The 25,349-nt window shown below is 45.1% G+C and carries 29 protein-coding genes; 23 read left to right on the top strand and 6 right to left on the bottom strand.

All coding sequences use genetic code 11. The annotated features are described in order from the left end of the window. Position 1: 1 nt before the first annotated feature. The gene (locus ED652_RS05805) at positions 2 to 928 is read right to left on the bottom strand and encodes a chemotaxis protein CheV (RefSeq protein WP_017106345.1); all 927 of its coding nucleotides are present in this window, start codon (positions 926 to 928) and stop codon (positions 2 to 4) included. A gap of 77 nt (positions 929 to 1,005) precedes the next feature. On the opposite strand from ED652_RS05805, the gene flgA reads away from it, so the two are divergent. From flgA to flgN, 3 genes are all read left to right on the top strand, one after another. After that, positions 1,006 to 1,752, top strand: a complete 747-nt coding sequence (gene flgA, locus ED652_RS05800) for a flagellar basal body P-ring formation chaperone FlgA (RefSeq protein ID WP_065104909.1) — start codon at positions 1,006 to 1,008, stop codon at positions 1,750 to 1,752. 179 nt (positions 1,753 to 1,931) lie between these two features. Then, positions 1,932 to 2,249: a flagellar biosynthesis anti-sigma factor FlgM gene (gene flgM, locus ED652_RS05795; RefSeq protein ID WP_162929920.1), complete on the top strand. Its 318-nt coding sequence runs from the start codon at positions 1,932 to 1,934 to the stop codon at positions 2,247 to 2,249. Positions 2,250 to 2,314: 65 nt separating this feature from the next. Next, positions 2,315 to 2,740 (top strand): flagella synthesis protein FlgN, encoded by a 426-nt coding sequence (flgN, locus tag ED652_RS05790; RefSeq protein ID WP_017106343.1) that lies wholly within the window; start codon positions 2,315 to 2,317, stop codon positions 2,738 to 2,740. A 302-nt stretch (positions 2,741 to 3,042) separates the two neighbouring features. Here the strand turns inward: flgN and flgP are convergent, their stop codons facing one another. Both flgP and ED652_RS05780 read right to left on the bottom strand, forming a co-directional pair. After that, positions 3,043 to 3,474, bottom strand: a complete 432-nt coding sequence (flgP, locus tag ED652_RS05785; RefSeq protein ID WP_017106342.1) for a flagellar assembly lipoprotein FlgP — start codon at positions 3,472 to 3,474, stop codon at positions 3,043 to 3,045. Between the two features lie 9 nt (positions 3,475 to 3,483). Continuing rightward, the gene (locus ED652_RS05780) at positions 3,484 to 4,119 is read right to left on the bottom strand and encodes a FlgO family outer membrane protein (protein WP_017106341.1); all 636 of its coding nucleotides are present in this window, start codon (positions 4,117 to 4,119) and stop codon (positions 3,484 to 3,486) included. Between the two features lie 192 nt (positions 4,120 to 4,311). On the opposite strand from ED652_RS05780, the gene ED652_RS05775 reads away from it, so the two are divergent. Both ED652_RS05775 and ED652_RS05770 read left to right on the top strand, forming a co-directional pair. Further along, the gene (locus ED652_RS05775) at positions 4,312 to 5,445 is read left to right on the top strand and encodes a flagellar assembly protein FlgT (protein WP_017106340.1); all 1,134 of its coding nucleotides are present in this window, start codon (positions 4,312 to 4,314) and stop codon (positions 5,443 to 5,445) included. A 139-nt stretch (positions 5,446 to 5,584) separates the two neighbouring features. Continuing rightward, positions 5,585 to 6,091 carry a hypothetical protein gene (locus ED652_RS05770; RefSeq protein ID WP_004736164.1) on the top strand — a complete coding sequence of 169 codons (507 nt, stop codon included), beginning with the start codon at positions 5,585 to 5,587 and terminating at the stop codon, positions 6,089 to 6,091. A 141-nt stretch (positions 6,092 to 6,232) separates the two neighbouring features. Here ED652_RS05770 and ED652_RS05765 read toward each other — a convergent pair whose 3' ends face one another. Genes ED652_RS05765 through ED652_RS05755 form a run of 3 tightly spaced genes read right to left on the bottom strand, consistent with a single transcriptional unit; the run spans position 6,233 to position 8,992 of the window. Further along, positions 6,233 to 7,474 carry an NAD(P)/FAD-dependent oxidoreductase gene (locus ED652_RS05765; protein WP_102485992.1) on the bottom strand — a complete coding sequence of 414 codons (1,242 nt, stop codon included), beginning with the start codon at positions 7,472 to 7,474 and terminating at the stop codon, positions 6,233 to 6,235. A 25-nt stretch (positions 7,475 to 7,499) separates the two neighbouring features. Continuing rightward, positions 7,500 to 8,573 carry a methyltransferase gene (locus ED652_RS05760; RefSeq protein ID WP_122053816.1) on the bottom strand — a complete coding sequence of 358 codons (1,074 nt, stop codon included), beginning with the start codon at positions 8,571 to 8,573 and terminating at the stop codon, positions 7,500 to 7,502. 29 nt (positions 8,574 to 8,602) lie between these two features. Then, positions 8,603 to 8,992: a hypothetical protein gene (locus ED652_RS05755; RefSeq protein ID WP_019824137.1), complete on the bottom strand. Its 390-nt coding sequence runs from the start codon at positions 8,990 to 8,992 to the stop codon at positions 8,603 to 8,605. 72 nt (positions 8,993 to 9,064) lie between these two features. Between ED652_RS05755 and ED652_RS05750 the strand changes: the two genes are divergently transcribed. From ED652_RS05750 to ED652_RS05665, 18 genes are all read left to right on the top strand, one after another. After that, positions 9,065 to 9,844 carry a beta-ketoacyl synthase chain length factor gene (locus ED652_RS05750; protein WP_174214616.1) on the top strand — a complete coding sequence of 260 codons (780 nt, stop codon included), beginning with the start codon at positions 9,065 to 9,067 and terminating at the stop codon, positions 9,842 to 9,844. Further along, complete coding sequence (locus tag ED652_RS05745) at positions 9,841 to 10,611, top strand: 1-acyl-sn-glycerol-3-phosphate acyltransferase (protein WP_122053815.1); 771 nt, start codon at positions 9,841 to 9,843, stop codon at positions 10,609 to 10,611. Before ED652_RS05750 ends, ED652_RS05745 begins: the two co-directional genes overlap by 4 nt. Before the next feature lie 104 nt (positions 10,612 to 10,715). Then, on the top strand, positions 10,716 to 10,976 hold the full coding sequence (locus ED652_RS05740; protein ID WP_017106334.1) for a phosphopantetheine-binding protein: 261 nt from the start codon (positions 10,716 to 10,718) through the stop codon (positions 10,974 to 10,976). 10 nt (positions 10,977 to 10,986) lie between these two features. Then, positions 10,987 to 11,244, top strand: a complete 258-nt coding sequence (locus tag ED652_RS05735; protein WP_004739745.1) for an acyl carrier protein — start codon at positions 10,987 to 10,989, stop codon at positions 11,242 to 11,244. Continuing rightward, positions 11,244 to 11,801, top strand: coding sequence for a septation protein IspZ (locus tag ED652_RS05730; RefSeq protein WP_017110150.1), 558 nt, complete (start codon positions 11,244 to 11,246; stop codon positions 11,799 to 11,801). The genes ED652_RS05735 and ED652_RS05730 overlap by 1 nt, the downstream gene beginning before the upstream one ends. A gap of 6 nt (positions 11,802 to 11,807) precedes the next feature. After that, positions 11,808 to 13,190 (top strand): AMP-binding protein, encoded by a 1,383-nt coding sequence (locus ED652_RS05725; protein WP_122053814.1) that lies wholly within the window; start codon positions 11,808 to 11,810, stop codon positions 13,188 to 13,190. Positions 13,191 to 13,279: 89 nt separating this feature from the next. Further along, entirely contained in the window at positions 13,280 to 13,642 is a 363-nt protein-coding gene (locus tag ED652_RS05720; RefSeq protein WP_122053813.1) for a 3-hydroxyacyl-ACP dehydratase, read from the top strand. Then, a complete protein-coding gene (locus tag ED652_RS05715; RefSeq protein WP_122053812.1) occupies positions 13,635 to 15,440 on the top strand; it encodes a glycosyltransferase in 1,806 nt (601 codons plus the stop codon). Before ED652_RS05720 ends, ED652_RS05715 begins: the two co-directional genes overlap by 8 nt. Further along, positions 15,418 to 16,965, top strand: a complete 1,548-nt coding sequence (gene hutH, locus ED652_RS05710; protein WP_122053811.1) for a histidine ammonia-lyase — start codon at positions 15,418 to 15,420, stop codon at positions 16,963 to 16,965. Before ED652_RS05715 ends, hutH begins: the two co-directional genes overlap by 23 nt. 56 nt (positions 16,966 to 17,021) lie before the next feature. Continuing rightward, a complete protein-coding gene (locus ED652_RS05705) occupies positions 17,022 to 17,552 on the top strand; it encodes a thioesterase family protein (protein ID WP_102327902.1) in 531 nt (176 codons plus the stop codon). After that, on the top strand, positions 17,539 to 18,225 hold the full coding sequence (locus ED652_RS05700) for an outer membrane lipoprotein carrier protein LolA (protein ID WP_122053810.1): 687 nt from the start codon (positions 17,539 to 17,541) through the stop codon (positions 18,223 to 18,225). The genes ED652_RS05705 and ED652_RS05700 overlap by 14 nt, the downstream gene beginning before the upstream one ends. Further along, a complete protein-coding gene (locus tag ED652_RS05695; RefSeq protein ID WP_122053809.1) occupies positions 18,197 to 20,569 on the top strand; it encodes an MMPL family transporter in 2,373 nt (790 codons plus the stop codon). Before ED652_RS05700 ends, ED652_RS05695 begins: the two co-directional genes overlap by 29 nt. After that, the gene (locus ED652_RS05690) at positions 20,566 to 21,189 is read left to right on the top strand and encodes a DUF3261 domain-containing protein (protein WP_122053808.1); all 624 of its coding nucleotides are present in this window, start codon (positions 20,566 to 20,568) and stop codon (positions 21,187 to 21,189) included. The genes ED652_RS05695 and ED652_RS05690 overlap by 4 nt, the downstream gene beginning before the upstream one ends. Before the next feature lie 5 nt (positions 21,190 to 21,194). Continuing rightward, positions 21,195 to 22,394, top strand: coding sequence for a beta-ketoacyl-[acyl-carrier-protein] synthase family protein (locus ED652_RS05685; protein WP_122053807.1), 1,200 nt, complete (start codon positions 21,195 to 21,197; stop codon positions 22,392 to 22,394). Continuing rightward, complete coding sequence (locus tag ED652_RS05680) at positions 22,387 to 22,851, top strand: hotdog family protein (protein WP_122053806.1); 465 nt, start codon at positions 22,387 to 22,389, stop codon at positions 22,849 to 22,851. The genes ED652_RS05685 and ED652_RS05680 overlap by 8 nt, the downstream gene beginning before the upstream one ends. Then, complete coding sequence (locus ED652_RS05675; RefSeq protein ID WP_122053805.1) at positions 22,848 to 23,573, top strand: 3-ketoacyl-ACP reductase FabG2; 726 nt, start codon at positions 22,848 to 22,850, stop codon at positions 23,571 to 23,573. The genes ED652_RS05680 and ED652_RS05675 overlap by 4 nt, the downstream gene beginning before the upstream one ends. Continuing rightward, positions 23,570 to 24,793 carry a beta-ketoacyl-ACP synthase gene (locus tag ED652_RS05670; protein ID WP_122053804.1) on the top strand — a complete coding sequence of 408 codons (1,224 nt, stop codon included), beginning with the start codon at positions 23,570 to 23,572 and terminating at the stop codon, positions 24,791 to 24,793. The genes ED652_RS05675 and ED652_RS05670 overlap by 4 nt, the downstream gene beginning before the upstream one ends. Positions 24,794 to 24,801: 8 nt before the next feature. Then, on the top strand, positions 24,802 to 25,266 hold the full coding sequence (locus ED652_RS05665) for an Sbal_3080 family lipoprotein (RefSeq protein ID WP_122053803.1): 465 nt from the start codon (positions 24,802 to 24,804) through the stop codon (positions 25,264 to 25,266). The last annotated feature ends 83 nt before the right edge of the window (positions 25,267 to 25,349 follow it).

Genomic DNA, 25,349 nt, shown 5'->3' with positions numbered 1-25,349 from the left:
TTTAGTTAGTTAACGCAGCTTTAACCGCTGCACCAAGCTCATCAGGGTTGAATTTCGCGATGAAGGAGTTAGCTCCTACACGCTCAACCATGGCTTGGTTAAATACACCACTCAATGATGAGTGTAAAATTACGTATAAGTCTTTTAGCTCTGCATGACGGCGAATCTCTGCAGTCAGCGTATAGCCGTCCATTTCAGGCATTTCGATATCCGAGATCACCAATGAAATTTGATCGTAAATACTGCCTTCTGATGACATCTGCACCAGCTTTTCATAGGCTTCTTTACCATCTTTCACTGAGATCACTTCAAAACCGATCGACTCAATTGCACGCTGAACCTGCTTACGAGCAACCGTAGAGTCATCAGCAATCAAGATGCGGCGAACTAATGGTTTCTCTTGTTCAACTTTCGCAATGTCTTCAGCAATCTTGCTGTCCATTGTTTCATCAACAGGCGAAATTTCGGCAAGGATCTTTTCAACATCAAGAATCTCTACCAATTCATTGTCAATGTTGGTTACCGCTGTCAGGTAGTTCGCTCTACCTGCACCATCTGGCGGCGGAAGGATCGATTCCCAGTGCATGTTAATAATGCGCTCTACTGAACTGACCAAGAAACCTTGAATGGTTCGGTTAAACTCAGAGATAACCACAAAACACTTTTCAACATCCGTTGTAGGACGGCCACCAATCGCTAAGCTCAAATCGATCACTGAGATCGTTTGGCCACGAATGTGTGCTACACCTTTAACTAGTGGGTTCAAGTTTGGCATCTTTGTCAGCTTAGGGCATTGAAGCACTTCTTTTACTTTAAAGACATTTATGCCGTAACGCTGACGCCCCATTAGGCGAAAGGTTAGTAATTCTAATCGGTTTTGACCGACGAGTTGCGTACGCTGATTCACTGAATCAAGAATACCCGTCATGAGCTCATCTCCATATCAAACTTTTTTGGATAAAAAGTGTTAGTCTACTGCAGGCTACGAACTACCAGAGAAACAGAATGACGCATCGTAAAACAAATCTGCCTCCTTTTTCTATAGCAATGTGTAGAGCTACTTTTAAAACTGTCGCTAAGTTTATCGGCATTTTGTCAATATTGTTTAGTTTTTTTATACAAGCTGCGACTCCAGAACAAATTGAAATGATTCAGTCTGCGGCGGAACAACACATCTTTGAGACCATTGAGCAGCCTCAAGGTGGCGAACTCCTTGTTAATGCAGCAAATATCGACTCAAGAGTAAAAGCAACAGATTGCCCAATCCCTCTTGAAACCAGTGCTTCAACTACCACGAATACCCGCAGTAGCATTACGGTTTTAGTGCAATGTATACCGGATGAGTGGCGGATTTACGTGCCTGTTCGACTTTCAATGTCGGTACCACTCGTTACCACCACCCGTTCTTTAGCCAGAGGCGAGATCGTCGGTCAATACGATGTCACCACCGCCATGATTTCGCTTAACAAGTTTCGTCGTCAAGGTTTCACCGCTCCACAACAAGTGATTGGTGCAAAAGTGAAAAAGAACATGCGACCCGGTGATGTTGTTGAACGAGGTGATATCTGTGTCGTGTGCCGAAATGAGAAGGTTATCATACAGGCAGTAAAAGGTGGCATGACCATTACCACCAAAGGTACTGCGTTAACTGATGGCTCGATGGGCGATCAAGTAAGAGTGAAAAATGACAAATCTCAGCGTATAATCGAAGGTATTGTTACCAACATGTCTGAAGTCACGGTTTACTTTTAACGCTTTACTTCTAAATGGGTGGTAATCGTTAGTGATTTTACTCTCAATTCTAACGCTGAATATGACGGCTGCGGTGTTTTGCCCCTTTTCGACTATTGGGCTAAAAATTGCTAAAGTAATCGAACCCTTGGTCGATATTGACTGTACAGGTTCCCATTTTTGAAGAAAAAGGCTTAACTATGGCAGGCATCGATAATATTCGTTCAGGGCAAACCCTAACGACCACAAACCGATCAGCAGCGCGCTCTGATTCTAGCTCTCAGGCATCACGTTCTGATGTTGCAGCTAAATCACCGACAAGCAAAGACGCGGTTTCACTGAGTCAACAAAGCAAAGCAATTGGTCAGCTCCAACAAGATATGGCAGCACAACCAAGCTTTGACACGGTAAAAGTCGCAGCGATCAAAGAAGCGATTGCGAACGGTTCATACACTGTCGACCCAGAGAAACTGGCTGACAACATGATCAAGTTCGAAAATGAATTAAAAGATCTTTAAGCGATAGATTCTTAGTTCAAGCTATCTCCACTTAAAGAGCACTAAGGTTTTAGTAGGATAACGTTATGGCGGCACTAGCAGATTTAGTTAATTTTCAACTTCAAAATGCCAAAGCCCTATCTGATCTATTAGATTCAGAGAAAACCGCTATTACTAGCCGAAAATCGACCGACATTGAACGCATCGCTAAAGAGAAAGTTGTCCTAGTTGAACAATTAAGAACAACCGATCAACGAATCGAAGCGCATAGCAATATCTCCGAACTGACCGAGAATCCAGATCTGGCTCAGTTAGTTAAAACCATCAAATCTGTTGTGTACGATTGCCATCAAGCGAACCTGGTTAATGGTGAAGCCTTGAATCGAGCACACCTCAGCTTTAAAAAACTCAGCAATATGATGCAGCAAAGCCACGGAAAGATCGGCATGACCTACAATGCCGGTGGTCAAACGCATACGATTTCTACACTTGGTACCAACGTTAAAGCCTAACCAAGCCACCAGCTACTTCTCTATTCTCTATTCTCTATTCTCTATTCTCTATTCTCTATTCTCTAGCCAGTACCGTAATTCACCCTGCGTCTTTCGCAACACCAATTCTTAACTTCCTACTCGACTTATCTTTCATACCAAGCCTAGATCCCGCACCCAACCTGTAAATACAAAAAAGCGGCAAGTATTTTCATACTTGCCGCTTTTACATTCACTGTCGTTATTTATTGCCGCCCTGCCATCTGGAAAGCAAGGGCCACTTATACAACTCGTCGGTCATATAACTTAAATGGTCATAAAGACTAGAACAGCGTTTGTTGTCTCTTCTCAGGTACAGCCTGAACTTCACCGTAATTACGCAGTTGTTCCATCTTACGGATGTCTAACTGAAGCTCCGTCACGTAACTATCACCGACAGGGTAACTGCGTACCACTTCTGCACCACGAATAACGCCGTCGACAGCGCCTGTCGTTCGCTCGGTACCCAAGCGCTGATCTGACAATTCAGCTCGGCCACTCACTCGCATGCCATACACTTGCTCAGCAAGTTCACGGTAAGCATCAATTTTAGATGCTCGCATAGCACGGATACGTTTTTCTTCGTCGTTACGGCCTGATTGCTCACTGATACTTGCGTAACCAACAGCAACCAAGAAGTCGTCTGGTCGCATACTTTGCAATGGCTGGCAGCCAACAAGCAGTAAGGCAGCAACAACAAATATTAACTTCTTCATCACGAACTCCTAAGGGCGAAGAATAACAGTGTATGGCTGAGTCATCGTTGGATCAGAACGAATGATAACGCCATCTTGAGTTCGAATACTGTTCAGAGTATCTAGGTCGCGACCGATACGGTCTGCAGGTAAGAAGCCTTGCGCAGAAGCCACCACAATGCGGGTTTGCATACCCACCACACGAGCATTCACAAGCACACCGCCCTCTTGGCGTAGCATCGTACCTGTTAGTACGTATTGCACGTCTTGTTCTTGTGCGAGGTCTTTCCAATCACGGCTTAACGCGAAGTCACCTTGGTGAGTCACTTGAATAGAGCCTGTTGTTTTGAAATCGACGACCTTAAAGCCACGACGCTGAAATTGGTGAATGAAGCCTTCTGAAACTGAATTACCTAGCCAGTTTGTTGTGTCCATATGCTGCAGGTCAACGAACGAAGTGATAGCAATTGGCGTTCTCGCTGAAATGCTCGTATTCGAAATGATCAGATCTTCAGTCATACTTTCCACGAAAAAATCCATGGTATGACGAGGGCTGTCCATCAACATAAACTGACTGCCTGAATATTCAGACTTGCCGTTATAGATGGGCGAATAAGCACATGATGTCATCAACATGACACTCATTACTACGAGCCAGTTTTTCATTCTCTTATCTCCAGATATATTTAGTGCTACCTGTTCCAATATGTTCTCACCATTATTCTTTTCAATGGATTACAATGTTGGAACAGTCTTTGCTTTTCATTAATGGTTCAGATTAAGAAAAACGCACTTAAGTCAGCTTCAAGCTTATAGTTATTTGTTAAGCAATATTTATACCCAACTGGTAACGAATAGATGAAAAAAATAATATCTTACTTATTTTCAATAAGTTCACTGATAACCATAAGCTTCAGTGCCCATGCCTCTTGGTATGAAGTTACCGGTACAGCAGCCATCGTATCGTCGGAAGAAAGCGCACGCATTCACGCGCTGGAAGACGCTGTATATAAAGCGGTGCAGTTCTCAGGTGCTGATATTGGTAGTATCTCCAACCTCACGCCCTATCTAGATTCGAATAAAAAAGAATTTCAATTTACTAACCATGAAGTTCGCTACATCTTGGTTCAGAAAGAGAAAACTCGCGGTGGCAATTTAATGATCACCGCAAGGATCGACATCTATCCTTCGGCAAATGCTTGCCATGAGAGCCAATACAAAAAGACATTTCTCGTCGGTAATATTGATGTTACCTCCCCGCAGCAAGCCGTTATGGGGCGAATCTATAACATTGGTGATGACTTCAGCCATGTTGTAGACCGACAATTAGCGCAAGAGTCTCGCAGTTTTGTTTCAGTGGGCACGACCGACTTCGACATTGATAAGCGCCAACCAGAAGTGATCAAAATGATTGCTCAAGATACGGGGGCGCAATACATCATTGGTGGCGACATTACCGACTTAACCGCAACGATTGAATCTAAGCTGTTAAAGGACGATGTTATCAACCGACAATTTGCGTTAGAGATGCAAGTCTTTGACGGTAAGACGGGTCATCAGGTTTACAACCGCAGCTATCGTGAAGTAGCTAAGTGGCCATTTGCTAAGACCAGTGAAGTCGACACCCGCAGCGCTCGCTTCTGGGCATCGACCTACGGCAGTATGATGCTGCGCGTCAGTCGTAATATTATGTTGGACTTAGAATCTGAAGTATCTTGTAAGATCACCCTTCCAGAGGTTGCCGCGGTATTTGGCAATACGGTGACCATTGACTTAGGGCGAATGCATGGCGTGCAGAAAGGTGACAAACTGCAACTGTGGCACACAGGTTCGTTTATCGACCAAAGAGGTTTACCGCGTAACAAGGTATCTCAAAGTGATATCACGCTGACGGTTTCTCGTGTTTATGAAAATGAAGCCGAACTCACGATTGATCAACCTAGCCTAGCTGGAAGCATTCAAATTGGTGATGTGATGCAGAAAATCATGTAGTTAGCGTCACCCTCGCTTCATAGTTTCTAATAAAGCCTTAGCACTTTTGTTAAGGCTTTATTTTTTTCATGATGATTAGTTTCGGTTTTAACGTATTTGTCGTAACCTTATTAATAACATAATCATCATTTAGCAAACTATGAGCCAGAATAATCTAATTGGTGCGACCGGTTATCGATTTATATCGAAAGGCCAAACCGCTTTTAAAATCCACATCCATACTCCTGAAGATACGGTCTTACATCGTTCTGTCGGTTTTGTTCGTATGGGTGAAGACAAAGCACTAAAGAAAACCATCAAGTTAAGAGATGAGCTTGGCAGAAAGCTCTGGGGAAAGTTTTGGCCAAAAGTCCTTAGAGAGCCCTATCTGATGACACGTTTACCGCACAGTTTAGAGCCTAAAATAGTATTCAAACCAAACCCTACTCAGACAGATCCTGAACATAGAGACGAATGCTACATCGCTAAGTGGCGCGTATTCTCTGAAAGTGGTGAATACAAATACAAAACCAAAGTATGTTCTATAAGGAAGCACGGGCGACTCGCCGCCTACAGCCAAACCAAACGAGCGCTCCTTGAGGCCCACAAAGACGTGATTGAGCTGCTTATCTTTATGGGACGACTGAACAGCATCGACCTGAAATAGTATCGACCTCAGTAAAGCGAGTGAGCTGAGAATCAGCTTGCCCTATTTATCAGATACAAAAACAGCCGCATTGCGGCTGTTTTGATTTATAGACTAGTCATCGTGGTACTTCATCATGTGGCTACACCCTAAATCGACCACCTAGCTTCGGCATATCTCTGCCAGTGTCGTCAATCGACGCTTCGACTCTTTCACATAAGGATTGGTTTGATCCCATGCGTAGCCAGCCAAAATTGAGCACACCATCTGCTTAATCTTAGGGTTGGGATCTTGATAAACAATCACATCCTGTAAGGTACCTGAGTACCACCCTTCAACATACGTTCTAAAGGTGTTTACACCAACCATCAGCGGATCCGCATAATCACGGTCCCAATCAACCTTCTCACCATTGAGCTGCTTTTCAACGCACTCAACCGCAAACTGAGCCGACTTCATCGCAATCGTCACGCCTGATGAAAATACAGGATCAAGGAACTCACCGGCATTGCCTAATAGCGCGTATTTGTCTGTTGCAAGGTGTTTTACGTTGGCAGAATAACCACCGATCTCGCCCGCAGGGTTCGGATACTCAGCATTGGCCAGTATCTCAGCCAAACCCGGCTCTTCTGTTGCCAGTTGCTTAATCGCGGCAATCTTGTCTTCTGGGTATGATTCAAAGAACTTAGGCTCTCCGACAATACCAAACGAAGACACACCGTTACTAAACGGGATCAACCAATACCAAACATCAGGGTTGGTTGGGTGCACCGAGATTAAAATTTTGTTGCGGTCATATTCAAGGTCTGTCTCCGTCGCTGAAATATGATCGTTAATGTGCGTAAAAATAGCTTTGCGTGGAGGAAGCGATGATGGCTCTTCTAAATCAAGCATCTTCGGTAACACGCGACCAAAGCCACTACCATCCAGCACATATTGCGCTTCTAGCTGATAGCGTTCTCCATCAAGCACTTGTACGTCTAAAATGGTACTGTCTTCAGTGAAGTTAATGCCCATCAACTCATGTTGATAATCAATGGCAACACCTTGCGCCTCGGCAGTGTCTGCTAACACCTTATCAAAGGCGCCTCGTTGAACCTGAAACGTGGTTCCCGGCCCAGCAGAGAACTTATCTTCAAAATTAAACGCGGTGTACACACCATTTTTACGAAAAGCAGCACCATCTTTAAATTGGAAATTAGCGTCAGCCACCGCTTCGCTCATCCCAGCTTGTTCAATCACTTCCATGCAAGCAGGTAATAGGCTTTCACCAATAGAAAAGCGCGGGAAAAGGCTCTTTTCAATCACTCGAACATCGATGCCTTTTTTATGAAGCAAAGACGCGGCAATAGACCCTGATGGCCCAGCTCCGATGATCACTACTTGAGTTGACAGTTTTTTCATTAATTTAAGCCATGTTTGTTATTTTTTATTGCGCGCCAGCTTTCAATTCAAGAAGCGTATGACCAAGGCCGATATCGTCGGTACGGGTCACCACTTCAAAGCCAGCTTCTTCAACGATCTCTAAGAAATCTTCACTGCGGTAAAAACGGCTGTTGCCGTTGGCCAAGCAAGTGAAGTAAAGAGAGGTCGCGTTTAAGCTATAAGAAGCCGCATCGTATTTCTGTGCATCCCAAAACAGTTCAAGGATATAGACCGTCGCCTCTTCTGACATATGAGAGCGAACACGCTTTAATATGCTCAGAATTTCCATTGGCGAGAAGCAATCAAGGAACTGGCTCATCCACCACACATCCGCGCCTGTCGGCAACGCTTGTTGTTTATCGAGCATGTTGGCTGGAAATGGCGTCACTCGGCCTTGATGGCCATGTTGCGTTGCATTTGCCATTGCCATTTCGAGTTGTTGTGGCAAGTCGACAATCGTTATCTCAACATCTGAGTCGTGATTGCAGCACTGCATCGCCCACTTACCCGTGTTACCGCCAATATCCACCAGCGATTTAGGTTTCTTACTGAAGACTTTCTCAAGCAAAACAGGGAGCGAACGATCTGAATAGAAGTGATCAAACTTGAACCAGCTCTCTTTTGCTTTTTCTGGCAATTGAGACAAGCCTTGGTAAATAGTTTCCCAGTCACCCAGCTCTTTCAAACCCGCAGGTGTACCTTCTTCAATCGCTTCAGTTAGATGCATCATCGCGGCGTAACAAACATCGGCAGTAAAATCCATGTTTGCGTTAGTCATGCCATCATGCAAAAGATAGAAGCCAAGGTTAGCCATTTTGTAGTTAGGCTTTTCCCACGTAACAATATGAGCACTCAACGCCATATCGAGTAACACTTTCACGCCGTACTCAGATACGCCGGTTAATTCAGAGATAGACTCAGCTGGTAAACCATCGTTACCCGCACCATCTAAGGCCTTTAAAATACCTAAATCACGAAGTGTACGAGCAGTGTGAAAAACAATTGGAGCAAAAGACAACTTTTGCGCTTCTGTTTTTGCTTCTAATGCATTGAATGGATCTAATTTATATTCCGACACGAAAAACCTAACTTTAAAATAATAGAGGGTTACTCAGCAGCCATTTGTGCAAGCTTACGTTTAATATCAACGTTTAAGTTATTAACCCAACGGTTGTAATTACGGTGTATTTCACCATCGTCATACTTCAAATTCTCTGATTCAACGTAAAGAATAGAGTAAAACTTGTCACTATAAGGAATTTCAACCACCGCATGGTGTGAACGAACATACAGTTCCGCACGAATCAAGCCAGGCTTTATTTCTGAAACCAACCAGCCTCGATTCTCAGCTGACTCATAAATAGCTGATTTCACCTGTTTGCTTTGAAGATTAAGTGCAACTGGAGTATCCTCAACATTCATTACAGGTTGGACACGTCCACACCCTGCAAGAACGAATATGAATAACATTGAAACGGCTATTTTTAGTAATTTCATTTAAATTCCTTATCTGTGTTTATTTATAAGCACGCGTAGTATTTAGTTAGACCCAAAGCAAATCAATACTCTATGTCAAATCAATCCCAATTAATGTCGTTTAATATTGAGAAATGGTCTGCAAATTCTGCGGGGCTCAATTCTGATGCCGAATGGCAAACATGGAGCAAGAATTTAGATTGGCCACAAGATGGCTCAACTGAATTTAAAGCTATCCCGCCGATGATGCGCCGCCGAATGAGCCTGCAAAGTAAGCTTGCCGTCCAAACCGCGTTAACCTTATTAAAAGACACCTCGATTGATTATCTGGTTTTTGCCAGCCGACATGGTGAGCTACACCGAACCGCCACATTGATTCAGTCGATACTCGAAGGTGACGATGCCTCTCCAATGGCGTTCTCGCAGTCGGTACATAATACCGCAGCGGGCCTAACCACCATTGCCGCGAAAGCACCGATTCCACTGACCTCAATCGCCGCAGGGCAAGATACTTTCCATAACGCGCTGATTGAAGCTTATCTTTACCTTCACCAATACCCATCGCATCGTGTGTTAGTTATCGACTTTGACCAACCGCTGCCTGAGCTTTATCAAGAATACGAAACTCAGCACTATGCCGATTATGCTCTGGGTTTAGTGATCACAGCAGGTAATGAATACTCAATGTCGAGAACAACCACTAGCAACTCAATAGCTAGTAGCCCCATAGCTAACGACAGGTCAACGACTGATTTGCCACAAGGTCTACAAACACTACAACATATTCTACTGGGTACGCAGCGTTGGGCGATTACAGGCAAACACCAAGCTTGGGCGTGGGTAAACAACGCGAAACCTGGAACTCAAGAATGAGTAAGGTCGACCAATATTGGCGAGTATTCGCGACAGGGCTTTGCTTCACCATATTCGGTTTAGGTGGCTTAGTTCTCAGCTTTTTGATCTTGCCGTCGATCGCGTTCACCACATCAAACACCATTCAAAGAGAGCTTAAGGCTCAACGACTGATTCGCTTCTCATTCAATGCGTTTTGCCAGATCATGAAGTTCACTGGTGCGATTGATTATCGAATTGATGGTGCCGAACGGCTACGTGAAGATCGTAATTGCATCATCGTTGCCAACCATCCGAGCTTAATCGACTATGTCCTGATCGCCTCTCAACTTCCTCAATGTGATTGCCTCGTCAAAGCGGCAATATGGGAAAACCCGTTTATGAAAAGGATTGTTAAAGCGGCGGGTTACATACCCAATCAAGCACCTGACGATCTTTTAGAACGTTGTGATGAACGCTTTTCACGTGGCAATGTACTACTGGTTTTTCCAGAAGGCACTCGCACAACGCCGGGAATTGAACCATCCTTACAACGTGGTGCGGCACAAATTGCCACTCGAACACAAACCGATTTACGCGTGATTCATATTACGGTTTCTCCGACATTCTTAACGAAAGAGAAAAAATGGTATCAAGTTCCTGCTACGAAACCCTTTTTTCATATCGCGGTGAAAGGTAAAATAGAAGTCGCACCATTTATTGAGAATGCAAATAACTTAACTTCGGCAGCAAGACGCCTTAATCATCATCTTGCACATACTATTTTCCCTTCCGAAGAAAACATTTAGCAAATCAATAAACAACAGGCGATATCAGCATTTCGAAAATACATCGCATAATGTAGAATCGCCCCCTTAAAGCAGCATTTAGATAAAGCATTAAGTAGGCCAAAGTGGAAACATTACACAACGAACTGAAACAACTGATCATCGACGCATTGAACCTTGAAGACATGAGCATTGATGAAATTGAAACAGAAGCTCCACTATTTGGTGATGGACTTGGACTAGATTCTATTGATGCACTTGAGCTTGGCCTTGCTATCAAGAAAAAGTACAACATTGTTATCGATGCCGATGATTCAAACACTCGACAGCACTTCTCGTCGGTTGAAAATCTAGCGAATTACATCTCTTCTCAAACGAACAACTAGACAGATCTTTATGACACAAGCTAACCAACAAGAAGTATACAACCAGGTTAAAGATGCGCTTATTGAGCTGTTTGAGCTTGATGCTGAAGATATCACTCCTGAAGCACACCTTTATCTCGATCTAGACCTAGACAGCATTGATGCTGTTGATTTGGTCGTTCACTTACAGAACGTCACAGGTAAGAAGATCAAACCTGAAGAGTTCAAAGCAGTACGCACCGTTAATGACGTTGTGGAGTCTGTGGTTGAACTATTGAAGGACGCATAATGCGTCCTCTGCTGACTTTACTGTCGGCAATCATACTTTTCACTTATCCAATAGCGGTTTACTTTGGACTCAACAAGTTTGGCCTACAAACCGTTGGTATCGTCTTAGCCGCTATCTTTGCTGTCCGCATTTTCACTGGCGGTCAGGCTAAAATCAAAGAGCTAAAACACTTAGCTTGGATCAGTGGAAGTGCCGGAATTGTTCTGCTGGCACTAGGATTAACCTTCAAGCAGCATGGCTGGTTAACCTATTATCCCGTCATCGTTAATGTTTGTATGTTGGCTGTATTCGCTTCAAGCCTATGGCAACCTCAAACAATTATCGAGCGTCTTGCTCGTCTCCAAGAGCCTGAACTTCCGCAAAGTGGCGTTGATTACACGCGAAAAGTTACCAAAGTTTGGTGCCTGTTCTTTGTTATCAATGGCTCTATCGCTCTTTACACCTGCTTCCAACCTCTTGAAATATGGACCCTATACAATGGCTTACTCAGCTATGTATTCGCCGGGTTACTTTTTGCAGGAGAGTGGGTAGTAAGACAGCGCATTCGTCAGAGTTAAATTGTTATGACCCAAACCGTCTCTTACACTTCCTTGTCTGAACTTCTCAGTCAGAACAGATCGCCTGATTCTATTGTCTGCTTTGACGACAATAGCGAGATTACGTGGCAAACATTTAACGACGACTTATCTCGACTCGTACACCTTTTATCTTCACCCCCTTTTCAACGAGTCGCGATTTGTACCCAAGACAGCTACCTATTTTCGGTGGCCTTTTTAGCGTGCGCAGTCAGCCGCAAACACATCATTTTGCCAGGTAACTATCAACCTTGTGCGCTTGCCGAGCTGAGTGAACATTTTGACTGTCTGTTGGTCGATGATGCGATTGGTGCAGTGGAAGTAAGTGAAGTTCGCAATATCCAAACCTTATTAGACACCGAAACACGAGAGCCTCTAACCGATAATCTTCCCGCCATTGATTTAGCAGTAATCCAATTGACCCTATTTACTTCAGGTTCAAGCGGTACGCCGAAGGCAATCAATAAAACACTAGAACACCTAGATATTGAAACGGCTCAGCTAGATAAGAACTGGGGAGAGTTGATCAAAGGTAATCGAGTTCACAGCACGGTTTCGCATCAACATATCTATGGTTTGCTGTTTAGAATCTTATGGCCACTATGCTCTGGTGTTCCATTTGCTCGAAGCAACCTTGAGTACCCTGAGCAGATCCTTTCTCACGCCAATAAAAACTGTGTGCTGATCAGCAGCCCTGCTCTACTCAAACGATTAAAGCATGAGACCAATACCGCGCAGCTTGCTGGTGTGTTCTCTTCAGGTGGACCGTTACCCACTGAATCGGCTCACCAATCACAGAATCTGCTTGGTCATTTACCTATTGAGGTTTTTGGCAGCACAGAAACTGGTGGCATCGCATTTCGCCAGCAAGAAAGCGCTCAAACACCTTGGCAACTTTTTGACTGTATTGAGGCAAGTCTCAACAGTGAGAATTGCATTAAGTTATTGTCGCCCTACATCGATAACAATAACTGGTATCAAACCGCCGATGAGTGCGAAATGGTCTCGGAGAATCAATTTATATTGAAAGGCCGAACCGACCGAGTGATCAAGATAGAAGAAAAACGAGTATCACTGGTTGAAGTCGAAAAGCGACTTGAGCAACTACCTTGGATAAGCGAATGTGTCGTCATTCCATTTGAAGAGCCGGAGCGCTTAATCTTGGCGTCGGTTTTGGTATTATCAGAGGAAGGCCAAGCGAAACTCGCCACCATGAGTAAAGGTAAGTTCTGGTTGATGCTACGGTCAGAACTTAGAAAGTGGTTAGAACCGATTGCTATCCCAAGAAAGTATCGCATTGTTGATGAGATTCCACTCAACAGCCAAGGCAAGCGACTAACCTCTCATATCGAACAGCTAATAAAATCATAGAAACCGCTGATCGTATTTTACACTGAGATTATCTTTTTATATTTTTGTCAGAACACCCATTTTCAGCCCAAGGATTCTAAGCACACGCTATGGATAAGAGAAAACCAAACGTCATTGCTGTTGACACTGCAGAGAAAGAATCGACCCTGACACTCCATATTACTGGAGACATCACCGATTTTAAGGGGCATTTCAAGAGCTTCCCTATTCTTCCGGGTGTTACACAGATTGATTGGGCACTTCACTACGCAGTCCAAGAACTGAGTGTCCCTGGTTTCTTTAAAGGCATGGAAGTCATCAAATTCCAAGAACCGATCCTGCCAGACTCGACTATTCAGTTGTCATTAAAGTGGGACGCTGACAAAGACAAACTGAGCTTTAATTACACCTCAAACAACGGTGATCAGACCCACTCTTCAGGCAAAATGAAGCTGGGAGAGAAAAGTGAATAGCGCTCCCATCGAGGCTGTTTCTCAACAAACTCTAAAAGAAAGCAACTACAAAGCTTGCTTCCTAATCCCGTGCTTTAACCACGGCGCAACCATGCCTGCTGTGGTGTCGTCACTCCATCACTTTGAGTTGCCGATCATCATCGTCGACGATGGCAGTGAACTCACCACAAAACAGTTTCTGGCTCCCCTTGCAGAGAACTCAAACGTAACCTTGGTGACACTTGAACAGAACCAAGGCAAAGGCGGCGCAGTAAAGGCTGGCATCAAGCGAGCACAAGAGCTCGGCTTTAGTCATGCCATTCAAATTGATGCTGACGGGCAACACGACCTTGAAGCCTTGCCAGCATTAGTTGAGGCCTCACAAGCTAAGCCACAACGTCTGATATCAGGCCAGCCTGTCTACGACGAGAGCGTGCCTAAAGCAAGGCTCTACGGGCGCTACGCGACGCACATCTGGGTATGGATAGAAACTCTATCTCTATCGATTAAAGACAGCATGTGTGGCTTCAGAGCGTATCCAATCGATAAGACGCAAACCGTATTGAATAAATACGATGTTGGGTCTCGAATGGACTTCGATATCGAGATTCTGGTTCGCTTGTATTGGGAAGGCTGCGATATTGATTTCGTTGAAACACGCGTTATATACCCAGAAAACGGCATATCTCATTTCGATGCGCTGTGGGATAACGTAAAAATCAGCTGGATGCACACGAGACTGTTCTTTGGCATGCTGCCGAGAGCACCAAAATTGATTGCTCGCCAATTCAAATCCGATTCTGCTAAAAATGGGCCAAACCAAGATTCCTTGGCTGAATCAAACAAAAACGAGTCAGAACAGCCCCATTGGTCTCGCACTCAAGAGCGCGGCACAGTATTAGGCATCAAACTATTATTGGCTGTTTATACCTTGCTAGGCCGAGGCGTATTTAATCTTATTTTGCGTGGTGTGATGCGTTACTACCATCTAACGGGTAAGCGCGCGCGAAACGCATCTGAACAGTACCTATTTCAGCTTAAGGCATACGCTGAACAACAGAACATAGAGTTACCCGCTGAGCTAACCAGCTATAACCACCTGCTCTCGTTTGGCCATACCATGCTAGACAAGTTAGCGGCATGGAAAGGCGATTTCTCGGTAGATAACTTGACGATTCATGGCCAAGACCAATTTGAAAGCATGGTGGAAAACCAACAAGGTGTGCTGATTCTAGGATCTCACCTTGGCAATATAGAATTATGCCGCGCTTTAGGCCGCAGACACTCGAACATCAAAATCAATGCGCTGGTGTTCACAGAGCACGCTGAACGTTTTAATTCAGTGATGAAAGCGGTCAACCCGCAGTCTGATTTAAACCTGATTCAAGTAACTTCAATGGGGCCAGACACCGCTATCTTGTTGCAACAGAAGTTGGAGCAAGGCGAGTGGATTGTGATTGTTGGCGATAGAACCTCCACCAGCAAAGAGAGCCGTTCCGTATGGGCTGAGTTCTTAGGTAAGGAAGCACCCTTCCCTCAAGGTCCATTTATGTTAGCCTCGGTTCTCAAAGCGCCAGTATTCCTATTATTTGGGCTACGTGACGACTCACAATCTAAGCCGCATTTTAATGTCTATTTCGAGCATTTTAGCGACAAGATAGAACTACCAAGAAAGACTCGCGAACAATCTTTACAGCAAGTCGTGCAAAAATACGTAAATCGACTTGAGCACTACACACTGAAAGCACCGCTTCAGTGGTACAACTTTTTTAATTTTTGGACATTGAGCAAGCACCATGACGAAAAAGAATCCAAATAGCATCACCTTTGGTGCCGAACGCCTCACGATTGAGGATGTTGTCGCTATCTCACAAGGCGCAAAAGCCTCGATGAACTCAAGTGAAGCCTTCACATCGAAAATCGACCGTGGTGTCGCTTTTTTAGAACGCCTATTGAAAGAAGAAGGCGTGATCTATGGTGTGACAACGGGCTACGGTGACTCATGTACCGTTGCGATTCCGCCAAACCTTGTTGATGAATTACCATTGCATCTAACGCGCTTTCACGGCTGTGGTTTAGGCGAAATACTGTCTCACGAACAATCTCGTGCAGTATTAGCAACGCGCCTTTGTTCATTGTCACAAGGTGTATCTGGTGTGACTCACGATTTGCTCAACCAGATCGTTACTCTGATCAACCAAGATATCTCACCGCGTATTCCTCAAGAAGGATCGGTTGGCGCCAGTGGCGATTTAACGCCGCTGTCTTACTTAGCGGCTGCACTGATTGGTGAGCGCGATGTTATCTACAAAGGCGAAGTTCGCCCTACTAGTGACGTCTACAAAGAGCTAGGAATTAACCCTATCAAGCTTAAGCCAAAAGAAGGCTTAGCATTGATGAATGGCACGTCAGTAATGACGGCTCTGGCTTGTATCGCCTACAAACGTGCAGAATATCTAGCTCAGCTGTCGACTAAGATCACGGCAATGGTATCTGTAGGTATGCAAGGCAACGATTTCCATTTCGATGAAGCACTGTTTGCAGTGAAGCCTCATCCGGGCCAACAGCAAGTTGCTGCATGGCTACGTGATGACTTACAAGCGGATCGCCCGCCACGTAACAGTGATCGCTTACAAGATCGTTACTCACTCCGTTGTGCACCGCACGTTATCGGTGTCGTTCAAGACTCTCTACCTTGGCTACGCCAAATGATTGAGAACGAATTAAACAGCGCTAACGATAACCCAATTATCGATGGCGACAATGAGCGCGTACTGCACGGTGGACACTTCTACGGTGGCCATATCGCAATGGCAATGGATACACTAAAAACAGCGGTAGCCAACCTTGCAGACCTACTTGATCGACAAATGGCGCAGTTGATGGATTACAAGTTCAACAACGGCTTGCCATTTAACCTAACGGGTGCTGAAGGCGAACGTAAACCAATCAACCACGGTTTCAAAGCGGTACAGATTGGCGTTTCAGCTTGGACAGCAGAAGCATTGAAACACACCATGCCAGCAAGCGTGTTCTCTCGTTCAACCGAGTGTCACAACCAAGACAAAGTCAGCATGGGCACCATTGCGGCTCGTGACTGCTTACGCGTTCTTGAACTGACTGAACAAGTAGCAGCAGCGTCACTTCTGGCGGGTACACAAGCGCTTGAGCTTCGTAAACGCCACAATGAGCTTGATGAGCACCACATGAGTGAAAACCTAAAGCACATTCGCGACGAAGTACTCAAAGAGTTTGAATTTATCGTAGAAGATCGACCACTTGAAGGCGATCTACGCCACTTCATTGCTCGTATTCAAAGTAAGCACTGGTCACTTTACTCATAGAGTAGCTAACTTCATAAAGTAGCCAACCCTTTACGCAATATTGTTGAGAACGATTTATGTCTGAAATCCTTCATCCATTACAATCAGAGGTGACGCTTATCACCTCATTCCAAGATGCCGACCCAATGGGCGTCATCTATCACGGCAACTACTTCCGATTTTTTGAAGAAGTTAGGCGCATCATGATGGATAAGATTGAGTACAACTATCATGAGATGAAGGATTCTGGCTACATGTGGCCGATCATCGACACGCGTGTAAAGTACATTAAGGCGATACCGTTCAATCATCAGATCAAGGTATCGGCTAAGTTAACTGAGTGGGAAAACCGCCTGCGTGTTGACTACGAAATTCACGATGCCAACACGGGCGCTCGTATGACACGCGCCCACACAATGCAGGTTGCGGTGACCATTGAAGAACAAGAGATGTGCTTCGCTTCACCGAAAGTGTTTACAGATAAAGTCGAGCACTGGCACCAGTTTGGCGACTTACCCCAAACAACTGAGAAGCAACCAAGCGACCAACAATCAGACCAATCTCAAGTATCTAACACACAGCAACAGGTGAAGCATGAGTCTGTTTAAGCACATCAGCATCGCACTACTAGGGCTTGCCTCAATAATGGCGAGTAGCTTTGCTATTGCTAATGAAAGTACAGCTACGGTTGGCTCTATTTCAGATCTGCAAACAGTATTAAGCGCAAATAGCATTGTCCGTGGTGAGTTTACTCAAACACGTAACATGGAAATGTTCGCCCAACCTCTAACATCACAAGGTACGTTCCTGTTAGACAAATCAAGTGGCTTACTATGGACACAAACAACGCCGTTCCCTGTGAATTTGGTATTAACCGATAACAAACTGAGCCAAAGGTTTGCTGATCAACCCGCTAAAATCATCACTGATAAAGAAAACCCAATGGCGTTTTATTTCAGTCATATCTTCTTGTCAGTGTTTCACGGAGACACGCAAAAACTTCAAGAGCAATTCTCACTGTCATTTGAACCAGCGACTGCGAAAAATTCTGATGAAAGTGCAAACTCAAGTTCAGAAGACACACGATGGACACTCACTCTAAAGCCAAAGAATGCACCAATGAACGCGGTGTTTGAAGCCATCACACTGCAAGGACAAGGTGACATTGAACGCATCGAACTTAGAGAAGTTCGTGGGGACAGCACAGTGATCGAATTTAGCCAGTTAAGCCATCTACCGGAAGTATTATCAGATGCTGAAGCGCAACAATTCCAATTCTAGCCTAGCCCTCGCTTGGCTTGTTGTCGTAATGCTATTTAGCGGATTGTTGATCAAACAATTCGCTTTTTCTTCGTCAGTACCCATTGAAAGCAACATCATGAAATTGCTGCCAGAAAACCAGCAAGACCCCATGGTAGAGCAAGCCTTTCAGCAGATATCCAGCTCGATGAGCGAGCAAGTGGTGTTTATCATAAGTGCCTCCGACGTCGAACAAGCCATGACAGCGACTGACGCTTTTGAAAAAAAACTTAACCAAAGAGCTTTCTCAAATCAGCCAACTCTATTTAAGCAAGTTCAAGGCAAAATCAACGCCAGTACTCAAAGCCAGTGGAGCGATTTCTATTTTCGTCACCGAGCTCAACTTCTAACCCAACAACAAAAAGAGACGCTGACACACTCGCCGGATTCACGAGCTCAATATGTCATTCAGTCTCTGTACAATCCGTTCTCAGGCGTCACTGCCGCAGAGCTATCTCTCGACCCATTTCTGCTATTTCGCGACTACATCAGTGCAGTTGGCGTTCAATCAAGTAACTTTGTTCTGAAAGAGGGATACCTCACCGCTCAATCTAATGGCCGAGTTCATATTTTGGTGACGGCGACTCTGGCAGGCTCACCTTATAGTTTGGTGATTCAAGAACAACTTCCTGATCTTGATTCAATTGAGCGTCAGATCGAAAAGCAGTTTGGTGTCAAAGTGCAGCATACCGGTGTGGTGTTCTACGCCAATTACGGTACCGAAAGCGCGAAATCAGAAATCAGTACCATTGGTTTGGGCTCATTGGCCGGTGTAATTTTATTGGTGTGGCTGACATTTCGTAGCGCCCTCCCACTTGCCTTGTCTTTGCTTTCAATCAGTACCGGCTTATTGGTCGCGCTGGCAAGCACCGTCGCTATCTTCGGCAAGGTTCACCTGTTTAGTTTGGTGTTTGGCGCCAGCTTGATTGGCGTATCCATCGACTACTCTTTCCATTACCTAACCGATCGTTTGGCGGCTGGTAATCAATGGCAAAGCGACAAAGGGTTGAAACATATTATCGTTGCGATCACCTTGGGTCTGATCACCAGCTTGATTGGCTACCTAGGTCTGTTGGTGGCACCTTTCCCGGGATTGCAGCAACTTGCTCTGTTTTCGTCGATTGGACTGATCGCAGCTTACGCCAGTGTGGTGTGTTGGTATCCGGTTTTAGCGGCAAAACCAAGCCAAGAACGACCTCTTCCCTTATCGAAGCTTTGGCATACTTGGTTAAGCCTCTGGAGCAACCAAAAATTTAGAATTGGCTTACCATTAATAGTGACTGTCGTTAGTTTGATATCACTCAGCCAAATTCGCTACGACGACGATATTCGTCAACTTCAAGCGATGCCAGATAAACTCAAACAGCAAGAACAAGCCATTACTGAGATATCAGGATTAGGCAGTGGTCAAAATATGCTGCTGGTGACGGCCAAGAGCGACCAAAAACTGCTAAAAAAACTGGCAGAGATCACCACAAGCTTAGATTCTTTGGTCGATAGCCAAGGTATCTCCGGATATCGCAGCATCAATCAACAATTGTTAAGCAAACAAGAACAACGTGATAACTATCAATTGGTTGAACAACTCTATAGCCAGCAAAGCCATATCTTACAGAACACTCTTGGTTGGCCTAGCTTTCCAGAGCTACCTAAGTTCGAGACAATCACGGTATCTGGATTTTTAGAATCACCTGTGTCAGAACCTGTTCGACCACTTTGGTTAAAGCCGATCGATGGACAAGCGGCGTCGGTCATTTTGATCAAAGACGTCACAGATTCAGAACAGTTCTCTCAATGGCTCGATTCAAGCTTTGCTCAGCAACAAGGTGTTAAATACCTTAATAAAGCCGATGAAATCTCCGCTCTCTTTGCGGAATACAGAGTCAAGATCACCGAGCTATTATTGATTGCTTTGGCCGCTATTGGGATGGTGTTAGGTTGGCGCTACGGTGCAAAGCAAAGCCTGTTAATGCTGTTGCCATCGTTAATTGCCGGAATCGCTGGTTTAGCGATCACGGGCATTTTAGGCTCAACGTTAAACCTATTTAATCTGCTGGGCCTGATTCTAATTTTAGGGATTGGCATCGACTACACCCTGTTCTTTGCTGAGCAGAAGAAATCCCTGAGTACCCTATTGGCGATTACCCTATCGGGTCTCACGACATTGCTTTCATTTGGTCTTCTGTCACTGAGTCAAACTCATGCCATTCATAGCTTCGGTATTACCGTCCTGACTGGTATTTTCGTCGCATGGTTGCTTTCGCCACTTGCAATCAACAACGAACAAGCAGCGGAAAAATCAAACTCTCGAGAGGCTTTTAGATGAACAAAACAATCAAGGTAGCGCTCGCCGTTGGATTGAGCTTATTACTCAGCGCTTGTTCGATGGTGTCTCAACAGCCTACAGGCGCAAGTGTCGCAATCGACAAAGACACCGAGCTAGCCTTGCCGCTGCCTGCTGAACTGGGATACTCATTTACGGCGAGCCAGCTGATCAGCGCAACATGGCAAGATGATACGCAGCAACTGCCTGTTCAAGTCGAAGTCACACCAGATAAAGTCGTGTTAGCGGGCTTTTCCTCTTGGGGAACGCGCATCTTATCGCTGCAATATCAGAATCAAGCCATTGAGACTCAAGTTCTATCCGGTCTTGGCGCAACCCTGCCGCAACCTGAGCAGGTGTTATTTAATTTAATGCTGACTCTATGGCCAATTGAAGCATGGGCTCAGCCTCTGCAAGGCATCGGTTGGCATTTGGTCGATACAGACAACAGCCGCATGGTGTTTGATGAAAACCAACAGGCAATCATTGAAATTGATTACCAAGCAGAGCCCGGAGCACAAAAAACCACGGGCAATATTGTTTTCAAGCATTTGATTCAAGGCTACACCATCACCATTCAAACGTTGAATTCAACGATTGTCGATAACCCAAGTAAGAGCTGAACATTATGCCTATTTATATCCAAGACTGTGGTTTCCACTCCGCATTAGGCTCAAGCGTTGCTGACATTCATAGCTGCCTAAAAGATGTGCGCGAGTCAAATATGGTTGAAGTGAACGATATGCTGAACGATGGCAAGTCGACTGTCGTTGGTAAGGTAGTTGGAGAACTGCCTGAAATTCCTCAGTACCTTGCTGAATACGCTACTCGCAATAATCAGTTAGCTTTATCAGCTCTTGATCAAATCAAAGATTCTATCGACCAAGCAAAATTACAATTTGGCGCAGATAGAATTGCTGTGGTTATCGGCACAAGCACATCGGGGATTTCTGATGGCGAAGCGGCTTTTAAGCACAAACTTGACCATGGTTCTTTCCCCGAAGATTACCATTATTCCAAACAAGAGCTTGGTAATACTTCTGAGTTCGTCAGCCAATACTGCGCGATAATGGGGCCAAGTTATGCAATCTCGACGGCTTGCTCATCAAGTGGTCGTGTATTTCTCACCGCTCAACGACTGTTAGATTCCGGCATGGCCGATGCTGTTTTGGTTGGAGGTATCGATACCTTATGTAAGCTTACACTCAATGGCTTCCATGGCCTTGAAGCACTTTCGACCAAACATTGTAAGCCGTTTAGCGCCTCTCGAGATGGTATCAACATCGGAGAAGCTGCCGCATTTATGTTGCTCTGCAAAACAAAGTTAACCGGTGTTAATACAACGCAAGACACGTCGAACATTGCCTTATTAGGCTGTGGCGATAGCTCTGACGCACACCATATTTCAGCGCCCCATCCAGATGGAAACGGCGCCGAACAAGCCATGAGAAAGGCGTTAAAGTCTGCACAGTTACAAGCTGAAGATATCGGTTACATCAATGCTCATGGCACCGCAACGCCGCTCAATGACTCAATGGAAAGCAAAGCCATTCATCGTATTTTTGCAAACAAGGTTCCCGTCAGTTCCACCAAGCCGCTCACCGGGCATACTCTTGGAGCCGCAAGTGCGATAGAAGCAGCAATAGCATGGCATATTTTAAAATATGACTTACCGCTTCCCTTACAAAAATGTCAGTATAAAGCTGAAGATATTGAGATTGATTTGGTAAACTGTGCTCAGAAACTTAAAGTAAAGAACATCTTAAGCAACTCGTTTGCTTTTGGTGGCAACAACATTAGCCTGATTTTTGGTGTAGTAAATGACTGATATCCCTTCTGTAGACCAACTCCTCCCACATGATGATCCGATGATATTAATCGATCGTGCTATCAACGTAGAGGCGTTGTCGATTCACTGTCAGGTCAATATTGGTGCACACAACCTATTCTTTGACGCCGAATCTCAAACTGTACCGGCTTATGTAGGTATCGAGTTTATGGCGCAATCTGTTGCTGCGTGGTCTGGATACCACGCATTAAAAAGCGGCACTACTCCCCCGATCGGCTTCTTGCTGGGTTCTCGCCGTTACAAGTCACTGTGTGATGAGTTTACTCAAGGTCAGACCCTTGATATCTACGCCGAGCAATTGATGGAAGACAGTGGGATGGCCGTGTTTACCGCCAGAGTCGAAGACCAAGGCGAGTTGGTCGCTCAATGCCAACTCAATGTCTATGTGCCAACTGAAGAAAAATTACAAGAAATGAAAACTAGGAGCCCATCATGACCCGTCAGGTTTTAGTCACTGGTGCCAGTAAAGGCATTGGCAAAGCGATCGCTATTCAACTCGCAAAAGACGGATTTGAAATCGCCGTTCATTACATGGGTGACAAGCAAGGTGCCGAAGATACCCTAAAGTCGATCACTGAATTGGGTGGCGCTGGGCGTTTGATCCAATTCGATATCAGCAATCGCAGTGAATGCCGTGAAACGCTTGAATCAGATATAGCTGAACATGGCGCTTACTATGGTGTAGTAAACAACGCGGGCATTACTCGTGATACGGCCTTCCCTGCCATGACTGAAGAAGAGTGGGATGGCGTGATTCATACCAATCTCGACAGCTTCTACAACGTACTTCACCCTTGTGTAATGCCAATGGTTCAAAAGCGTAAAGGCGGTCGAATTGTTACTCTGGCGTCGGTATCTGGCATCATGGGTAACCGTGGTCAAACCAACTATGCTGCAGCAAAAGCGGGCGTAATTGGCGCAACTAAGTCTCTAGCTTTAGAGCTCGCAAAACGCAAGATCACGGTAAACTGTGTCGCTCCAGGTTTAATTGATACCGGTATGGTTGACGAACACGTGAAAGATCATGCAATCCCTCAAGTGCCACTGCGCCGAATGGGCGAGCCAGAAGAAGTCGCTGGCCTAGTCAGTTATCTAATGTCCGATATTGCAGGCTACGTCACTCGCCAAGTAATTTCAGTCAATGGAGGCTTAGTATGACCCGCCGCGTTGTTGTAACTGGCATGTCTGGTGTTACTGCCTTTGGTAACGACTGGCAACACATCGAACCAAAACTGAAAGCGTGTGAAAATGCCACTCAATATATGCCAAGCTTTGAGCAATACGATGGCCTCAACACTAAGCTAGCTGCGCCTATTGATGACTTCCAGTTACCAAAACACTACAAACGAAAACAGGTTCGAGGCATGGGTCGGGTTTCTCGCTTAGCCACTGTCGCGACTGAAGATGCTTTAACACAAGCCGGGTTGATTGGACATGATGTGCTAACTAACGGAGAAACGGGCATTGCCTACGGCTCTTCAACTGGCAGTACTGATGCCGTAGGCGCGTTTGGCGTGATGCTTAACGAGAAATCGACACGAGCAATCACAGCAACCACTTACGTTCAAATGATGCCACACACCGCTGCGGTCAACGTAGGATTGTTCTTTGGCCTACGCGGTCGCGTGATTCCCACCAGCAGTGCCTGTACTTCAGGAAGCCAAGCTATTGGTTACGCCTATGAAGCAATTAAACACGGCTACCAAACCGTGATGGTTGCCGGTGGCGGTGAAGAACTATGCCCAACTGAGTCTGCCGTTTTCGATACCCTTTTTGCTACCAGTTTAAAAAACGACACACCAGAAAAATCCCCTAGCCCATACGACAGTGAACGCGATGGTCTAGTCATCGGTGAAGGCGCTGGTACGCTTGTTCTTGAAGAGTATGAACATGCCGTCGCTCGTGGCGCAAAGATCTACGCTGAGATCATTGGTTTTGCTAGCAACTGCGATGCTGCCCATGTGACCCAACCTCAGATGGAAACCATGCAAATCTGTATGGAAAAAGCGTTAAAAGATGCGCAACTTCCGGCTGAAAAAATTGGCTATGTTTCTGCGCACGGTACCGCGACTGAAAAAGGTGATATTGCAGAAAGTAACGCAACCGCGAATATCTTTGGCGAAGTGCCAATCAGTTCATTGAAAAGCTACTTTGGTCATACGCTTGGCGCATGTGGTGCGATTGAAGCTTGGTTAAGCCTAGAGATGATGCATTCAGGTTGGTTCAGCCCAACATTGAATCTTGAGAATATCGACGAACAGTGCGGCAAGCTCGATTACATCACAGGCTCAGGTCGCGAATTGGATGTTGAATATCTGATGAGCAACAACTTTGCTTTTGGCGGGATCAACACCTCCATCATATTCAAAAAAATCTAGGATAGAGAATGAAAAACTGGCTAGCTGTTGCTGTTGTCGTATTACTGGCAGGTTGTAGTGCTCCGAAATACTCGGGCAATGCACTTCCAGATGCAAACAACGTTGAAAATATTACTATCGTGGAAGACGTGAAAACTCGCAGCATCTTCCTTGATTCAATGCTCGATTGGTGTCTGACTAATCAAGTTAAATGTAAAGTCGTTGCGGACGGTTCAGAACATAACCCAGAAGATATTACGCTCGATTATGTCTCTCGTTGGAGCTGGGATTTCAGAACCTTTGTGGCAGACGCTAAGATCTCGGCTTATCAAGAGCAACAACGCGTAGGCAATGTCGAATTTAAAGCGCCAAACAGCGGAAACTTTTCTAAGTTTGGTGACGATATGGAGCGCATCAAAGCAATGATGGATATCTTGTTCGATAAGAAAACACCCGCGCAAGCGACTCAAATGATTGCCGATGACCAGCTATAGCGAGTTGTTTAGATCATAAAACTCAAAACAAATAAAAAGGGTCAGTAACCAAGTTACTGACCCTTTTTTGAATCTAGCATTCG

Source organism: Vibrio sp. Evd11 (genome assembly GCF_900382755.1).
GTDB lineage: Bacteria > Pseudomonadota > Gammaproteobacteria > Enterobacterales > Vibrionaceae > Vibrio > Vibrio lentus.
Note: the sequence above shows the minus strand (reverse complement) of the source record. Positions and strands in the feature narration are given on the sequence as shown.

What these genes read in the sequence shown, in the direction of transcription:
- ED652_RS05700 (WP_122053810.1), top strand. Translation starts at nt 17,539, where the DNA reads ATGAGTCTGTTTAAGCACATCAGCATCGCACTACTAGGGCTTGCCTCA.
- ED652_RS05780 (WP_017106341.1), bottom strand. Translation starts at nt 4,119, where the DNA reads ATGAAAAACTGGCTCGTAGTAATGAGTGTCATGTTGATGACATCATGT.
- ED652_RS05745 (WP_122053815.1), top strand. Translation starts at nt 9,841, where the DNA reads ATGAGTAAGGTCGACCAATATTGGCGAGTATTCGCGACAGGGCTTTGC.
- ED652_RS05775 (WP_017106340.1), top strand. Translation starts at nt 4,312, where the DNA reads ATGAAAAAAATAATATCTTACTTATTTTCAATAAGTTCACTGATAACC.
- ED652_RS05685 (WP_122053807.1), top strand. Translation starts at nt 21,195, where the DNA reads ATGCCTATTTATATCCAAGACTGTGGTTTCCACTCCGCATTAGGCTCA.
- hutH (WP_122053811.1), top strand. Translation starts at nt 15,418, where the DNA reads ATGACGAAAAAGAATCCAAATAGCATCACCTTTGGTGCCGAACGCCTC.
- ED652_RS05680 (WP_122053806.1), top strand. Translation starts at nt 22,387, where the DNA reads ATGACTGATATCCCTTCTGTAGACCAACTCCTCCCACATGATGATCCG.
- ED652_RS05755 (WP_019824137.1), bottom strand. Translation starts at nt 8,992, where the DNA reads ATGAAATTACTAAAAATAGCCGTTTCAATGTTATTCATATTCGTTCTT.
- ED652_RS05765 (WP_102485992.1), bottom strand. Translation starts at nt 7,474, where the DNA reads ATGAAAAAACTGTCAACTCAAGTAGTGATCATCGGAGCTGGGCCATCA.
- ED652_RS05665 (WP_122053803.1), top strand. Translation starts at nt 24,802, where the DNA reads ATGAAAAACTGGCTAGCTGTTGCTGTTGTCGTATTACTGGCAGGTTGT.
- ED652_RS05670 (WP_122053804.1), top strand. Translation starts at nt 23,570, where the DNA reads ATGACCCGCCGCGTTGTTGTAACTGGCATGTCTGGTGTTACTGCCTTT.
- ED652_RS05750 (WP_174214616.1), top strand. Translation starts at nt 9,065, where the DNA reads ATGTCAAATCAATCCCAATTAATGTCGTTTAATATTGAGAAATGGTCT.
- ED652_RS05695 (WP_122053809.1), top strand. Translation starts at nt 18,197, where the DNA reads ATGCTGAAGCGCAACAATTCCAATTCTAGCCTAGCCCTCGCTTGGCTT.
- ED652_RS05730 (WP_017110150.1), top strand. Translation starts at nt 11,244, where the DNA reads ATGCGTCCTCTGCTGACTTTACTGTCGGCAATCATACTTTTCACTTAT.
- flgP (WP_017106342.1), bottom strand. Translation starts at nt 3,474, where the DNA reads ATGAAGAAGTTAATATTTGTTGTTGCTGCCTTACTGCTTGTTGGCTGC.
- ED652_RS05725 (WP_122053814.1), top strand. Translation starts at nt 11,808, where the DNA reads ATGACCCAAACCGTCTCTTACACTTCCTTGTCTGAACTTCTCAGTCAG.
- flgA (WP_065104909.1), top strand. Translation starts at nt 1,006, where the DNA reads ATGACGCATCGTAAAACAAATCTGCCTCCTTTTTCTATAGCAATGTGT.
- ED652_RS05675 (WP_122053805.1), top strand. Translation starts at nt 22,848, where the DNA reads ATGACCCGTCAGGTTTTAGTCACTGGTGCCAGTAAAGGCATTGGCAAA.
- ED652_RS05690 (WP_122053808.1), top strand. Translation starts at nt 20,566, where the DNA reads ATGAACAAAACAATCAAGGTAGCGCTCGCCGTTGGATTGAGCTTATTA.
- ED652_RS05805 (WP_017106345.1), bottom strand. Translation starts at nt 928, where the DNA reads ATGACGGGTATTCTTGATTCAGTGAATCAGCGTACGCAACTCGTCGGT.
- ED652_RS05770 (WP_004736164.1), top strand. Translation starts at nt 5,585, where the DNA reads ATGAGCCAGAATAATCTAATTGGTGCGACCGGTTATCGATTTATATCG.
- flgM (WP_162929920.1), top strand. Translation starts at nt 1,932, where the DNA reads ATGGCAGGCATCGATAATATTCGTTCAGGGCAAACCCTAACGACCACA.
- ED652_RS05705 (WP_102327902.1), top strand. Translation starts at nt 17,022, where the DNA reads ATGTCTGAAATCCTTCATCCATTACAATCAGAGGTGACGCTTATCACC.
- ED652_RS05735 (WP_004739745.1), top strand. Translation starts at nt 10,987, where the DNA reads ATGACACAAGCTAACCAACAAGAAGTATACAACCAGGTTAAAGATGCG.
- ED652_RS05720 (WP_122053813.1), top strand. Translation starts at nt 13,280, where the DNA reads ATGGATAAGAGAAAACCAAACGTCATTGCTGTTGACACTGCAGAGAAA.
- flgN (WP_017106343.1), top strand. Translation starts at nt 2,315, where the DNA reads ATGGCGGCACTAGCAGATTTAGTTAATTTTCAACTTCAAAATGCCAAA.